Source organism: Erythrobacter ani, assembly GCF_019204025.1.
GTDB lineage: Bacteria > Pseudomonadota > Alphaproteobacteria > Sphingomonadales > Sphingomonadaceae > Erythrobacter > Erythrobacter ani.
In genome coordinates this window covers 1-13,548 of the sequence record NZ_JAGSPB010000003.1, presented here as the reverse complement: position 1 = coordinate 13,548, position 13,548 = coordinate 1, and the positions used below count along the sequence as shown (strand labels likewise).

Sequence of the window (13,548 nt, the reverse complement as noted above, 5' to 3'; positions counted from 1 at the left end):
AAGGGAGATGGACGAGTCCATGGCCATAGAAATCAAGATGCCAGCATTATCGCCTACGATGGAAGAAGGGACGCTTGCGAAATGGCTCGTGAAAGTTGGCGACACGATCAATTCGGGCGACATCATGGCCGAGATCGAAACCGACAAGGCAACGATGGAATTCGAAGCCGTCGATGAGGGTACCCTGGCCGCAATCGTTGTCGAAGAAGGTACCGAGAACGTTTCAGTCGGCGCCGTGATTGCGATGCTGGCCGAAGAGGGAGAGGATGCGGGCGACATCAGCGCGCCGTCACAGGACCAGGCACCTGCGTCCAGCCCAGCGCCAGCTCCCGCGGACACGGATGGACCGGCCGCGACCCCCACTGCGCGCAAACTGGCCGAGGCGAATGGTGTCGACCTCGCTCAGATCGAAGGCACTGGACCGAATGGCAAGATAACGAAAGGCGATGTCGAAGAAGCGATGGGCGGCGGCGGAGCATCTTCCGTCACGGGAGCAAGCGCGGCACCAAGCCCAAGACCGGCACCAGCACCTTCGCCGTCCGCATCAGCGGGCGAGCGCATCGTTGCGTCACCGCTAGCCAAGCGGATCGCGGAGCAGAAAGGCATCGACCTCTCGGCAGTCACTGGCACGGGTCCGAATGGTCGCATTGTGAAGAACGACGTCGAAAGCTTCGATCCAGCGAGCGCGCCAGCCGCAAGACAGAACATGGCGAAACCCGCCGCGCCGGCGAGGACTCCTGCCGAAAGTGAATTTGGCGCGCCTTACGAGGAAGAGAAACTTTCCAACGTGCGCAAGGTGATCGCGCGGCGTCTCACCGAGAGCAAGCAAACCGTCCCGCATTACTACCTCGCGATGGACATCAATCTCGACCCGCTGCTGGCTCTGCGCAAAGAGCTTAATGCCAGCCTCGAGGCGGATGGCGTCAAGCTGTCGGTGAATGACCTGATAATCAAGGCACTCGCCCGCGCGTTGATGCGGGTGCCGCAGTGCAATGTCAGCTATCAGGGCGACACGATGCACAAATATACGCGCGCCGATATCTCGGTTGCCGTCGCTGCACCCTCAGGCCTCATCACCCCCGTTATCACGGAGGCCGATACAAAGGGGCTCGCTCAGATTTCGAAGGAAATGAAGGAACTCGCCGGAAAGGCTCGCGATGGGAAACTGCAGCCGCATGAATATCAGGGTGGTACGGCTTCGCTGTCCAACCTCGGTATGTTCGGGATCAAACAGTTCGACGCGGTCATCAATCCGCCGCAGGGAATGATACTGGCGGTTGGAGCGGGCGAGCCGCGTCCCTATATTGTCGATGGGGCGCTGCAGGCCGCGACCGTCATGACGGCCAGTGGCAGCTTCGACCACCGGGCCATCGATGGTGCGGATGGTGCGCAATTGATGGAGGCAATCAAACAGCTGTGCGAAAACCCGATGGGATTGGTGGTTTGACGAAAGACCGAAGTCGGTTCTGGGTCGGCATTATAGCGGCGGCGCTGACAGTGACCGCATGCGCTCAGGGTGATGAGCGCGATACGACCGCACCAACGGCCCGGACTATCGAGGCTGGAACGCCGGCCCGGTCGGTCCAGATCGGCTTCGACGGACCGCGTTTTGATGCCTGTGCGGGGTACGGCCGCGTGACGAACCTCAACGCAAATAACAACCGCGAATTGCCAGTTCGTGCGGCGCCATCCGGCGGCGCTGAAGTGGTTGACCAGCTTGGCGCTGGCCGCGGCGTGTCGATGTGCCAGCAAGTCGGCAACTGGATCGGGATCGTCTACGCGCCGGCCGGCGAGGGCGAAAACCAGGGGCAGGGCGAGGAGCGCTGCGGAACGGGTTCTCCCGTCCCGAGCGTCCGACCCTATGAGGGTCCATGCAAATCGGGCTGGGTCAACGAAAACTTCATCGAACTGATTGCGAGCTGATTTCTTGGATCATCGCGACCCCCTGATCCGCGCGACCGCGATGCCGACTGATCTCAATCCTTATGGCGGGGTCTTCGGAGGGTGGTTGATGGCGCAGATGGCTCTGGGTGCAGGCTCGCTTGCAAGCCGTGTTGGCAAGGGCAAGGCGGTCGTCGTCCACGGCACCGATTTCACATTCCCTGGCGCAATGGCGGTCGGCGACGAGCTTTCGATCTATTGCAAAGTCTCAGTGACCGGCAACACTTCGCTTACCATCGAAGCTGAAGGCGTCGCGCGTGACCGGAACAGTGAGGAGACGACCAAAGTCTCTCACGGGACATTCAAATTTGTACTGCTGGATGACGATGACAAGCCGAGATTGGTCCATGGAACTGACGATTGACCACTGTCCTACACGCACCTTGCTATGGCATGGAATGCGGGTGTTTCAGGCTGCATCCCTCGTGACTCACCGCGTTCCAAATTATCCCTCTAAATCAGTGCAGTTTTCCCGCTCAGGACCGTGTAACATGCGGTCCATGTCTCCGTCCGTCCCATCCCTTCGAAATCACCTGCCCAAGGAACTGATCAATGGCTGACACCTCGTATGACGTCGTCGTTCTTGGCTCGGGCCCCGGCGGCTACGTCGCGGCAATCCGATGCGCCCAACTGGGCCTCCAAACCGCCATCGTAGAGCGCGAGAACCTCGGCGGTATCTGCCTCAATTGGGGCTGCATCCCGACCAAGGCGATGCTGCGCTCGGCCGAGATCAAGCACTACATGGATCAGGCGAGCAGCTACGGCCTGAAGGTCGCGGGCAAGATCGAGGCGGATCTCGACGCGATCGTGAAACGCAGCCGCGGTGTCGCCAAACAGCTCAACCAGGGCGTCGGGCACCTGATGAAGAAGAACAAGATCGCGGTGCACATGGGGGAGGGGACGCTGACGGGCCCCACCAGCCTGACGGTCAAGGGCGAGAAGGGCGAAGAGAAGCTGTCCGCGAAGCACGTCATCGTCGCCACTGGCGCCCGCGCGCGCGATCTGCCGTTTGCTCCTGCCGATGGCAAGCGGGTGTGGACCTATCGTCACGCCATGGTTCCACCTGAACAGCCGACCAAGCTGCTGGTGATCGGATCGGGGGCGATCGGGATCGAGTTTGCAAGCTTCTACAACGACATCGGCGTCGATGTGACCGTGGTCGAGATGCTCGACCGCATCGTGCCGGTCGAAGACGCGGATGTTTCGACTTTCCTAGAGAAGAACCTCAAAAAACAGGGCATGACGATCATGACCGGGGCGGGTGTCGAAGACCTGAAAGTCGGCGCAAAAGGCGTCACCGCGACGATCAAGGACAAGGCGGGCAAAACGGAGACGACAGATTTCAGCCACGTGATCGTCGCAATCGGCATCGTCCCCAACACTGAAAATGCAGGCCTTGAGAAGCTCGCGGACATGGAGCGCGGGTTCATCCAGATCGACGATTACGGCCGCACCAAATCGAAGGGATTGTGGGCGATCGGCGATTGCACGCCAGGACCGTGGCTTGCGCACAAGGCCAGCCATGAAGGTGTTACCTGCGCAGAGGCGATTGCCCAGGAGCTTGGCAACAAGGATGTCCATCCGCACCCACTCGACAGAAACGCGATACCGGGATGCACCTATTGCCATCCGCAGGTCGCCAGCGTCGGCATGACAGAGGCAAGAGCGAAGGAAGCTGGCTACGACATCAAGGTCGGCAATTTCCCCTTCATCGGCAATGGCAAGGCGATCGCGCTCGGCGAGGCCGAAGGCTTCATCAAGACCGTCTTCGACTCCAAGACCGGCGAGCTGCTCGGCGCACATATGGTCGGTGCCGAAGTCACCGAGCTGATCCAGGGGTATACGGTCGGGAAAGTGCTTGAGACGACCGAGGCCGAGTTGATGCAGACGGTGTTCCCGCATCCGACGCTATCGGAAATGATGCATGAAAGCGTGCTCGACGCGTATGGTCGCGCGCTGCATTACTGATTAATCAACAAATCGATGACCGAGCCCGAAAAGCCCGCAGATAACCCGTTCCTGAGCAAGGACGATCTCATCGCACACCTTAAGGGGCAGATGTTCCCTAAGGACAAGCACTTCGCCCCCTCGCTTGTGATGTGGGGAGATGCGCAAGCGGAAGTCCACGACGTTGATCGCTTGGAGCACATGTCGAAGCCCGACGCTGACTAAGCGCATTGTTGGCGTGGGTTAGGCGACCTGTCGATCGCTCGTCGTGTTTGCGGGCATGGGTGAGACCGATGCTGAAGGTTTGGCGAAATGGTACCCCTGAAAACAGGTGCATCCGAGTGCACGCATCGCATCCGCCTGGTCGCCTGCCTCGATACCCTCGGCGGCGACAACCATATCGAGCGAATTCGCCATCGAGACAACCGCCGTGACAACCGCCTGACTGTTCAATGAGCCTGCGGCGGAGGATCGCACGAACTCGGGATCGATCTTGATCATCGAGAACCGCATCTTGTCGATGTAGTTGAGCGATGAATACCCGCTCCCGAAATCGTCAAGCGCGAAAGACACTCCGATATCGCTGAGATTCTGAATCAATTGCTGCAATTCGTCCTCGAGTTCGAAAACGATCGCTTCTGTAAGCTCCAGGACGAGGCGATGCGGCGCCAACCCGCTGGCTGACAACGCTTCGACCACGGTCGCGAAGAAGCGATGGTTCATCAGCTGCAACTTCGAAACGTTGACGGCGAGCTTCACCGTCTGCGGCCACTTCACTGCTTCTGCACATGCCTCTTTCAGTAGCCACTCTCCAAGCTCGTCGATCAGCAAATTTTCTTCAGCAATAGGAATGAAATCGGATGGCGACACAGAACCACGATCTGGGTGCGTCCAACGCATCAGAGCCTCATAACAGAGAATTTGCGAACTGGCAGCGTCGAACATGGGTTGGTAAAATACCGTGATTTCATCACGTTGCAGTGCGAATTGGAGATCTGTTTCAAGCTGCGCACGGTCCTCCAAACGTCCGCGCATTTCCTTTCGATAGGTTGCATAGGTGCCGCGGCCTTGATTTTTGGCCTCGTACAATGCGAGGTCAGCATTGGTCATAAGAAGGCTGGTGGACGGCACATCAGGCCCGATTTCGGTTATGCCGAGCGATGCACCGATAGACACTTCCTTGCCCTCGATCTGAAAACCCCTGCCGACCTCTGCGATGATCTTTGCAGCGATCCGCTCTGCCTGTTCCATAGACGCTGCATGGGGGAGGAAGACACCAAATTCGTCTCCTCCCAAGCGTCCGATCACGGCATTGTCTCCGGCGGCTTTACGAAACCGCTTTGCAGTCTCGCAGAGCAGGCTATCGCCAACCGCATGACCATAGACATCGTTGACCTGCTTAAATCGGTCGAGGTCGATGAGCATGAAGGCAGAGGGTTCCCCGGACTCTCTGCAATCTGCGACTTCGCGGTCCAGCAATGCGCGGAAATGATCGCGCGCAAATAGCTCGGTCAGGCTATCATGCTGAGTGATGTACAGAAGCTGTTCGTTAGCGGCAGTTATCGCGGCCCGGTTGGTCGAAACCGTACGAAGCACGATTAACAGGACCGCGCAGGCGACAGATGCGAGCGCGACTATGATCGTCAGCAGGCGATTGTGTTGCTGGGCGACGTCTAGGCGGGCGGCAGTGGTCCGAGTGTCCGCCGATGCTGAGGGTCGCTGGGGCGAACCCAGAGATTGGGAAATCTGTGCAGCCTGTCCATTCATGGGACCGAGCAAAGGCGTAGCACTGACCGCAGGCGTACTGCTGGCCAATGCCAAAGCCGCTACGGCTGCCCCCCATGAAAATGCCTTCATAGCTCCGATCCGATGCCCTCGGGCGCGTTGCGCACGCCGATCACCGATCAATTCTACGCCGTAGACCTCTGAAACGAAGTTTACCGACATCGTTAAAATAGTAAGAAATAGAGGCGCGTCGGAGGAGAGGTTCAGGCAGGCTATCGTGTGAAAAAGTGGAGCTGATCTGCCGAGATCGCTGGTTACCGCGAAGTGAACGCCCCGATATGTCGACTGTGTGCGAAGGCTACGGTCGGTAAAAGCTTCCGAGCCGATGGCCGCAACGCATCATCATTTCTTCCGACTCTGATTCGCGATGACGCATAAGCTCTACCGCTTGGTCCAAGACCATCAGGGCGAGGTGGATCACATTGGACGGATTGGCGGACAGGGTGGGATTCGAACCCACGAAGGGCTTGCACCCTTGCCGGTTTTCAAGACCGGTGCATTCAACCGCTCTGCCACCTGTCCGCTCGGGAAAGCGCGCTAATGGCATGTGCTTCGCTTGTCACGCTTTTCGGTTCATCAATTCCGATATTTGCGCATTCTTTTCGTCTCGCATTGATGCGCACGAAAGCGATATCGGTTGTTGGGAATTCATGAAAAGTGTGAGAAATGAGCGGGATGATTATTCGTTCTCTTTTCGCCGCCGTCGCCCTCCTTTCGCTTTCAGCCCCCGCGGCCCCAGGCTTTGCGCAGAGCGAGGCTGTGGATGGTGTTTCCTTCGACGCGTACTTGGAGGTGCTCAAAGCACGCGCCAGAGCAGAAGGTGTGAGCGAAGCTACGATCCAGCGGATGACGGCGGGGCTGACACCAAACGACCGCGTGATCCGTCTGGATCGCGGGCAACCGGGAAGTCCGACCCGCCGTGGTTACCCTGCGCTTGCCCCCTACATATCTACACATGTGAACTCGACCCGTATTGCCGGGGGCCGGGCTGTTTTCCGGGAGAACCGCAGCCAGCTTCGGGCAGCGGAGCAACGATACGGCGTGCCAGCCGAAATTATCGTCGCCATTTTTGGCCACGAGACAAGCTATGGCCGGATACGGGGCAATTTCGATCTTGCGCGCAGCCTTGCGACCCTGGCTTGGGAAGGGCGCCGCAGGGAGCTGTTTTCGGGTGAGTTCATCGCCCTGATGAAAGTCGCGGATAAAGGATATTCGCGTGACCAGCTCGTGGGAAGTTACGCAGGCGCATTCGGAAACCCGCAATTTCTGCCGTCGGTTTATCTCCGCCTGGCGTCGGACGGTGATGGTGATGGGCGTGCCAACATCTTCACCAACCGCGCCGACACCTTCGCCTCGATAGCGAATTATTTCCGCGATGCGGGTTGGCGTACCGGTCAACCGTGGGGAGTGCGTGCCTATGTGCCCAGCGGCTTCAATGTCGATGCTTACAAGACCGAATTAAAAGCGCAGGTTTGTCCGCGGGTTCACGAACGACACAGTCAGTGGAAGACGGTACGCGAATGGCGCGATCTGGGCATCCAGCTGCAGCGTTCCATGCCTGATGACACGCTTGCATCATTGTTCCAGCCTGACGGCCCGGGGACACCGGCTTGGCTGCTCACCGGTAATTACCGTGTAATCCTGGAGTACAATTGCTCGAATTATTACGCGATGAGCGTTGGCTTGCTCGCAGATGAAATAGTGAACTAAAGCGTCTGCGATCCTCGCAAAGCGGACGCGCTCCAGCTATATCACGCGTGTGAATTCTTACCTGCTTCGATCAATCCCGGCTGCCTTCGCCCTTGTCTTCCTGTCCGCAGGCGAGACAGAAGCAATGGCTCAGAGCGCTGCGCAAATAGGTCCGGCATCCCCGGAGGATGCCCCTATTGCGCTGCTCTTGGATATGAGCTCAGGTCAGATTCTGCACGCACGCAATCCCGATCGCCGGTTCATCCCCGCCTCGATAACGAAAGCCATGACGATCTTCCTCGCTTTCGAGCTGATCGAGGAAGGCCGCCTGGATCCGCGGCAGGTGATCACCTTGAACCCGGACAGTTGGCGAGAATGGAGCATGAAGGGTTCGACCATGTTCCTGCCTGCGGATGCGCGCGTCACTGTCGATGATCTGATCGCTGGTATCGCTAATGTTTCCGCGAACGATGGCTCGATTGCCTTGGCAGAGGCGTATTCTGGCTCCGTCGCCGAGTGGACCGCAGCCATGAACGCTAAGGCCCGCGAAATCGGCATGAAAGACAGTCACTTCGGCACTCCCAACGGTTGGCCGGACGAGGGGCGAACATTTACGACGGCGTCCGACCTGGCAAAACTGGCTGAGGCGATGATCCGCCGTCATCCGGACAAGTTCGCGCGATATGTCGGGAGGCAGCAATTCACCTATAACGGCATTACCCAGCGGAACCATGACCCACTGCTTGGACGGGTGCGCGGTGCGGACGGAATCAAGACCGGGTTCACAAACGAATCCGGTTACGGATTTCTTGGCACCGTTCAGCGCGGTCAGCAGCGGCTTGTGCTGGTGATTGCCGGATCGCCGCGTAGCTCGCTTCGCGCGCGCGCCGCCCGGCAATATGTTGAATGGGGCTTCGAGGCATTCGATCAGACGCTCCTCTATGGAGCAGATACGGTCATCGATCACGTGAAGGTGCAGGGCGGATCAATGCGGCAATTGGGCGTGATTGTGGGCCGAGAAATCTTCGTCAATGCACCGAGTGGGCAGGCGAGCAATCCCGACATTCGGACGATCTATGACGGGCCGCTGCGTGCGCCCATCAAAGCAGGTGATAAGGTCGCCACCTTGGAGATAAAGGTTGCCGGAATGGACACCGCACGCATTCCGCTGCTCGCGCGCGAAAACGTGGATGAAGCGGGATTCTTTGCACGGATATTCAACGGTATTGCTGGATGGTTCTCATGACCGATGGCGGGAAACGCGGACGATTCATCGCTTTTGAAGGGGGGGAGGGCGCAGGCAAATCGACACAGGCGAAACTGCTCGCCGATGCACTTCGTTCGCGCGGCATTTCCGTCGATGTGACGCGTGAACCTGGTGGGACCGCTGGAGCGGAAGCAATCCGGCACTTGCTGCTCCATCCTCCGGGAGAAGAAGGCGACGCGGGCTGGGGCGCACGGGCCGAGGCGCTTCTGTTCGCAGCTGCGCGCGCCGATCATGTCGAGCGGCGCATTCGCCCGGCAATGGATAACGGCACATGGGTTGTTTGCGACAGGTTTGTCGATTCAAGCCGTGCATACCAAGGCGGCGCCGGAGGTCTCGGCGATGAGGCGATAACCGCGCTGCATAACTTCGGAAGCAGAGGCCTAAGGCCCGATCTGACGATCTTGCTGGAGGTCGATCCTGACCAAGTAGAAGAGCGTTTGGCGATCCGTGACGGTGATGAGGTGGACGCGATCGGCGGGCGGAGTTCGGAATATCACCGAAATGTGGCCGCGTGCTTCAACGCCTTGGCCAAAGCCGACCCAAAAGGTTTCGCCGTGATCGACGGCAGCGGGGACGCCGATGCCGTGCATGCGGAGGTCTTGAAAGCGCTTGAACCTTTGTTCGAAAGCAGCGCAGCGTGATAGATTGGCGAAACCACGATACTGCCTGGAGCGAATGGCGCCGCGCGATGGAGGGCGACCGGATGCATCATGGCTGGATCCTTGCCGGGAAGAGTGGGCTTGGCAAACGTGATTTCGCCGTGGCGGCGGCGCGTGAACTGGTCATGGAGCCTGGCGTACACCAACCTGAGCGCGAGCACCCGGACATCCTCACTCTCACCCATTTGCCCAAGGATGAGAAGGAAGAGAAAAAGCGGGACGAGGGCAAACCCTTCCAGACGAAGCGCAACATCTCGGTCGCGCAGATTCGCGCGATGCAAAAACGCCTGACCACCCGGCCGACGCTGGGGGCCCGTCGAGCCATCATCATCGATCCGGCGGATGATATGGAGCCGGGCGCATCGAATGCCCTTCTGAAGAGCCTCGAGGAGCCGCCTCAAGGTACGTTCTTCATGCTGGTGACGCATCGCCCTTCGCGTCTGTTGGCCACCATCCGTTCCCGGTGCCGGGTACTGAGGTTTCCGACGCTCAGCGATGATGAGCTTCGTCGCATGCTGGATGAAACAGGCGGGGCAAAGGACAGCGCGGCGCGAGATGCCGCGATCCGCGCCGCCGAAGGCTCTTTCGGCGCGGCTATGCGGTTCATGGATCAGGACATGGGACCACTTGCTGACCTGATCGAGCGTCTCATCATCGATGGCGATCCCGCATTCGCGGCGCGGGGAGAGCTCGCACGGGTAATTGGGCCGCGCGCTGACCGCGACCGAATTCAGGCCGTGCTGGAACTCGCTCAGGCCATCGTTGCGGAGCACGCTCGGCAAGCAGGCGCGCCGGAACAGGCCAAGCCTCTGATCGACGCGCATGGCGAACTGGTCGCTCTCGCTGGTCAGGCTCCAACCTATAACTTCGATACCGGCCTGCTCGCCATGGGGATCGGAACCTTGCTTAGCTCTGCGAGCGCGGCTAGCGAGCCTGCCAATGGCTGATCAGAACTCCAATCCATTTTATATCACGACCGCAATTAGCTATCCTAACGGACGGCCGCATATCGGACACGCATACGAGGCGATTTCGGCGGACGTGATCGCACGTTTTCAGCGACTGATGGGCCGCAAGGTCCGTTTCCAGACGGGGACAGACGAGCATGGTTTGAAAATGGCTCGCAAAGCTGAAGAGCAAGGGCGAACCGCGCGCGACTTAGCCGATGAAATGTCCAGCTATTTCCGTGAGATGTGCGATGAACTTAACATATCTTACGACCGCTTCATTCGCACTGTCGAAGATGATCATCACAGGGCAAGCCAGGCTATATGGAGCCGCATGGAAGCAGCCGATGATCTCTACCTCGACCGTTACGAAGGATGGTATTCTGTCCGTGACGAGGCGTATTACGACGAGAGCGAACTGACCGAGGGGGAGGGGGGTGCGAAACTCTCCCCACAAGGCACGCCTGTCGAATGGACGGTGGAGGAAAGCTGGTTTTTCCGGTTGTCCAAGTATCAGGACCGGCTGCTTGAATTGCTGCGCTCACCCGCCTTTCTCGAACCCGCAAGTCGTCGCAACGAGATGATTGCCTTCGTAGAGCAGGGCCTGCGCGATCTATCGGTGAGCAGGACAAGCTTCGACTGGGGCGTGAAAGTTCCCGGCAGCGACAATCACGTGATGTATGTCTGGGTCGACGCACTTACGAATTACCTGACGGGGCTGGGTTTCCCTGATGATACATCCGACATGCGCGAATTCTGGCCCGCCGATCTTCACATCATTGGCAAGGACATTGTCCGTTTCCATACGATTTATTGGCCGGCCTTCCTGATGAGCGCCGACCTGCCGCTGCCCAAAAAGGTGTTTGGGCACGGCTTTCTCCTCAATCGAGGCCAAAAAGAGTCCAAATCGCTGGGCAATGTTACCGACCCATCGCAACTGGCCGAGCAATTCGGTGTCGATGCCCTGCGCTACTTCCTTATGCGCGAAGTCGCATTCGGACAGGATGGCAGCTACTCGCCCGAAGCTATCGTTACCCGCACGAATGCCGAGCTGGCCAATTCGTTCGGCAATTTGGCGCAGCGCACGCTTTCGATGATCGCCAAGAACCTCGAGGGGAAACTTGAGCTGTTCGAAACCGATGCGGTAGATGACGCGCTTCAAATGGCAGTCACGGACGCCTGCAGACACGTTCTACCATCGGAGTTCGAGAAGCTCGCATTCTCCGTGGGTATAGAGGCTTGGCTCCGCGCAGTTTATGCTTGCAATCAATATGTCGATGACCAGGCGCCATGGGCGCTTAAGAAGACCGATCCCGAGCGCATGAGGGTCGTTTTACAAACGCTCTTCATGGCGCTGCGCGATCTCGCGATAGCAATTCAACCGGTCGTTCCGGAGAAATCAGCAGGCTTGCTCGATCAGCTCGGAATTCCTGATGGCGAGCGCGATTACGCCGCTTTGTCGGATGCCGATTGGTATTCACGCCTTGTGAAATCCGGCTCCACTGTTGGAAAGCCCACACCGATATTCCCGCGACTGGAATTGGCTGAAGAGGTAGAGGCGGATTGATGCTGGTCGATAGTCACTGCCATCTGGAATATAAGGGTATCGTCGAAGACCAGCAGGGCGTGCTGACGCGGGCCCGTGCCGCCGGAGTGGGGGCATTTCTCAATATCTCGACCAAGCAGTCCGAATGGCAGCAGGTCGTCGCGACGGCAACACGCGAAAGCGATGTCTTTGCCAGTGTTGGCATTCATCCGCACGAGGCCAATGGGCATGAGGACTTGGGCCGCAGCACATTGTTGGCGGCGACCGAAAACCCGAAGGTTATCGGAATCGGCGAAACCGGGCTCGATTATTATTACGAGCACTCCGACCGAAACACGCAGGCAAAGCTGTTCCGCATGCATATCGAAGTTGCACGCGAGACCGGCCTGCCGATCATCATCCATACCCGTGATGCTGAGGACGACACCTTCGAGATCCTGAACGATGAAATGGAGAAGGGCGCGTTTCCTGCCCTGATCCATTGTTTTACGGCTTCAGCCGATTTCGGGCGCAAGGTGCTGGATCTGGGTCTCACGATATCTCTGTCCGGAATCGTCACGTTCAAAAACGCAAAGGACCTGCAGGAAGCCGCCAAACAGGTTCCCGAAGATCGCTTGCTCGTCGAAACCGATAGCCCGTTCCTCGCGCCCGTTCCGCACCGCGGTCGGCCGTGCGAGCCGGCCTACGTCGCGGACACGGCCAGATTCGTTGCAGCCCTGCGTGAAACAGATTGTGAAGGTCTGGCCGAGCAGACGACCGCGAATTTCGCCAGGCTATTCGACAAGGCGGCACTGTGAAGCTCATCATGCTGGGCTCGGGCACATCGACGGGAGTGCCGCGTGTCGGAGGCCCGGATGGGACCGGAGATTGGGGGGATTGCGACCCCGATGAGCCGCGCAATCGACGAACGCGTGTTTCTATCATAGTTGAAAGCAATGCCGGGGCGCGTTTGCTCATCGACACTTCGAGCGACTGCCGTGCCCAGCTCTTGGCTAACAGGATACCATCGATCGACGCGGTGTTCTGGACACACGATCACGCTGACCATTGCCACGGGATCGATGATTTAAGGGTGATGCGCTACGGACGCGGTGGCCCGATACCGGGATACGCGTCCACCGAGACGGTCAGGCGCCTGCGGAACCGGTTTGGGTATGTTTTTGCCGGACAGGATGGTTATCCGACTATCATCAATCTCGATACGCTCGACAGGCTGCGTATTGTGGCTGGATTTGGTGTCGAATGGTGCCAGATGGAACATGGTCCGGGTGAGACTACCGGATATCGCTTTGAATCGGACGGCAAGTCTATTGCGTATGCAACTGATTTCAGTGCGATTTCCGATGACATGATTGAATTGTATGACGGGGTGGATGTCCTTGTGAGCGATTGCCTTCGCCGAGATCCGCATCCAACGCATGCACATCTGGCCATGGCTATCGAGCTGTTTGAAAGGTGCGGTGCCGGGACACTTGTCCTCAGCCATCTTGATAAGAGCATGGACTATCAAACGCTCGTGGATGAAGTACCTGAAGGTGTGATTGTCGGATATGACGGTTTGGAGGTTGTTGCATGACCGAAATGAGCATCATTTCAATCGTCGCATTGCTTGGCTGGCTCGTTCTGGCCGGAAGTGCGCTGGCTTCCTTCAAGCTTGGGTTCAGTAAGATCTTTCAAATGGTTCTCGTGTGGGTGGCGATCTTTGCGGGCGGGTTTTTCGTCGTCAGCTTCTTCATCTAGCGATACGATCCATATCCAATTTAACAT

The 13,548-nt window shown here is 58.4% G+C and carries 13 protein-coding genes and 1 tRNA gene; 12 read left to right on the top strand and 2 right to left on the bottom strand.

The genetic code is table 11. The features are described 5' to 3' along the window. Nucleotides 1-19 precede the first annotated feature (19 nt). The 5 genes from KCG45_RS12800 (at nucleotide 20) to KCG45_RS12780 (ending at nucleotide 4,113) form a co-directional block, all read left to right on the top strand. Entirely contained in the window at nucleotides 20-1,447 is a 1,428-nt protein-coding gene (locus tag KCG45_RS12800) for a 2-oxo acid dehydrogenase subunit E2 (RefSeq protein ID WP_218317703.1), read from the top strand. Then, entirely contained in the window at nucleotides 1,444-1,923 is a 480-nt protein-coding gene (locus KCG45_RS12795) for a hypothetical protein (RefSeq protein WP_218317702.1), read from the top strand. Before KCG45_RS12800 ends, KCG45_RS12795 begins: the two co-directional genes overlap by 4 nt. Before the next feature lie 4 nt (nucleotides 1,924-1,927). Further along, the gene (locus tag KCG45_RS12790; RefSeq protein ID WP_218317701.1) at nucleotides 1,928-2,305 is read left to right on the top strand and encodes an acyl-CoA thioesterase; all 378 of its coding nucleotides are present in this window, start codon (nucleotides 1,928-1,930) and stop codon (nucleotides 2,303-2,305) included. A 188-nt stretch (nucleotides 2,306-2,493) separates the two neighbouring features. After that, nucleotides 2,494-3,909: a dihydrolipoyl dehydrogenase gene (gene lpdA / locus KCG45_RS12785; RefSeq protein WP_218317700.1), complete on the top strand. Its 1,416-nt coding sequence runs from the start codon at nucleotides 2,494-2,496 to the stop codon at nucleotides 3,907-3,909. A gap of 15 nt (nucleotides 3,910-3,924) precedes the next feature. Next, nucleotides 3,925-4,113, top strand: coding sequence for a hypothetical protein (locus KCG45_RS12780; protein ID WP_218317699.1), 189 nt, complete (start codon nucleotides 3,925-3,927; stop codon nucleotides 4,111-4,113). An 18-nt stretch (nucleotides 4,114-4,131) separates the two neighbouring features. Here KCG45_RS12780 and KCG45_RS12775 read toward each other — a convergent pair whose 3' ends face one another. Both KCG45_RS12775 and KCG45_RS12770 read right to left on the bottom strand, forming a co-directional pair. After that, nucleotides 4,132-5,745, bottom strand: a complete 1,614-nt coding sequence (locus KCG45_RS12775) for a putative bifunctional diguanylate cyclase/phosphodiesterase (protein WP_218317698.1) — start codon at nucleotides 5,743-5,745, stop codon at nucleotides 4,132-4,134. A gap of 360 nt (nucleotides 5,746-6,105) precedes the next feature. Then, a tRNA-Ser gene (locus KCG45_RS12770) sits at nucleotides 6,106-6,195 on the bottom strand. Nucleotides 6,196-6,348: 153 nt separating this feature from the next. Between KCG45_RS12770 and KCG45_RS12765 the strand changes: the two genes are divergently transcribed. From KCG45_RS12765 to KCG45_RS12735, 7 genes are all read left to right on the top strand, one after another. Beyond that, complete coding sequence (locus tag KCG45_RS12765; protein WP_218317697.1) at nucleotides 6,349-7,383, top strand: lytic murein transglycosylase; 1,035 nt, start codon at nucleotides 6,349-6,351, stop codon at nucleotides 7,381-7,383. A 124-nt stretch (nucleotides 7,384-7,507) separates the two neighbouring features. Then, on the top strand, nucleotides 7,508-8,608 hold the full coding sequence (locus tag KCG45_RS12760) for a D-alanyl-D-alanine carboxypeptidase family protein (RefSeq protein ID WP_218317696.1): 1,101 nt from the start codon (nucleotides 7,508-7,510) through the stop codon (nucleotides 8,606-8,608). Beyond that, nucleotides 8,605-9,270 (top strand): dTMP kinase, encoded by a 666-nt coding sequence (gene tmk, locus KCG45_RS12755; protein ID WP_218317695.1) that lies wholly within the window; start codon nucleotides 8,605-8,607, stop codon nucleotides 9,268-9,270. Before KCG45_RS12760 ends, tmk begins: the two co-directional genes overlap by 4 nt. Then, entirely contained in the window at nucleotides 9,267-10,235 is a 969-nt protein-coding gene (locus KCG45_RS12750; protein ID WP_218317694.1) for a DNA polymerase III delta subunit-related protein, read from the top strand. Before tmk ends, KCG45_RS12750 begins: the two co-directional genes overlap by 4 nt. Further along, entirely contained in the window at nucleotides 10,228-11,802 is a 1,575-nt protein-coding gene (gene metG / locus KCG45_RS12745; protein ID WP_218317693.1) for a methionine--tRNA ligase, read from the top strand. The genes KCG45_RS12750 and metG overlap by 8 nt, the downstream gene beginning before the upstream one ends. After that, complete coding sequence (locus KCG45_RS12740; protein ID WP_218317692.1) at nucleotides 11,802-12,578, top strand: TatD family hydrolase; 777 nt, start codon at nucleotides 11,802-11,804, stop codon at nucleotides 12,576-12,578. Before metG ends, KCG45_RS12740 begins: the two co-directional genes overlap by 1 nt. After that, nucleotides 12,575-13,357 carry an MBL fold metallo-hydrolase gene (locus KCG45_RS12735; protein WP_218317691.1) on the top strand — a complete coding sequence of 261 codons (783 nt, stop codon included), beginning with the start codon at nucleotides 12,575-12,577 and terminating at the stop codon, nucleotides 13,355-13,357. Before KCG45_RS12740 ends, KCG45_RS12735 begins: the two co-directional genes overlap by 4 nt. Nucleotides 13,358-13,548 lie beyond the last annotated feature (191 nt).

Excerpts from the sequence above, each read along its gene's own strand:
- KCG45_RS12800 (WP_218317703.1), top strand. The coding sequence starts at position 20 with ATGGCCATAGAAATCAAGATGCCAGCATTATCGCCTACGATGGAAGAA.
- lpdA (WP_218317700.1), top strand. The coding sequence starts at position 2,494 with ATGGCTGACACCTCGTATGACGTCGTCGTTCTTGGCTCGGGCCCCGGC.
- KCG45_RS12780 (WP_218317699.1), top strand. The coding sequence starts at position 3,925 with ATGACCGAGCCCGAAAAGCCCGCAGATAACCCGTTCCTGAGCAAGGAC.
- KCG45_RS12775 (WP_218317698.1), bottom strand. The coding sequence starts at position 5,745 with ATGAAGGCATTTTCATGGGGGGCAGCCGTAGCGGCTTTGGCATTGGCC.
- KCG45_RS12765 (WP_218317697.1), top strand. The coding sequence starts at position 6,349 with ATGATTATTCGTTCTCTTTTCGCCGCCGTCGCCCTCCTTTCGCTTTCA.
- KCG45_RS12760 (WP_218317696.1), top strand. The coding sequence starts at position 7,508 with ATGGCTCAGAGCGCTGCGCAAATAGGTCCGGCATCCCCGGAGGATGCC.
- tmk (WP_218317695.1), top strand. The coding sequence starts at position 8,605 with ATGACCGATGGCGGGAAACGCGGACGATTCATCGCTTTTGAAGGGGGG.
- metG (WP_218317693.1), top strand. The coding sequence starts at position 10,228 with ATGGCTGATCAGAACTCCAATCCATTTTATATCACGACCGCAATTAGC.
- KCG45_RS12740 (WP_218317692.1), top strand. The coding sequence starts at position 11,802 with ATGCTGGTCGATAGTCACTGCCATCTGGAATATAAGGGTATCGTCGAA.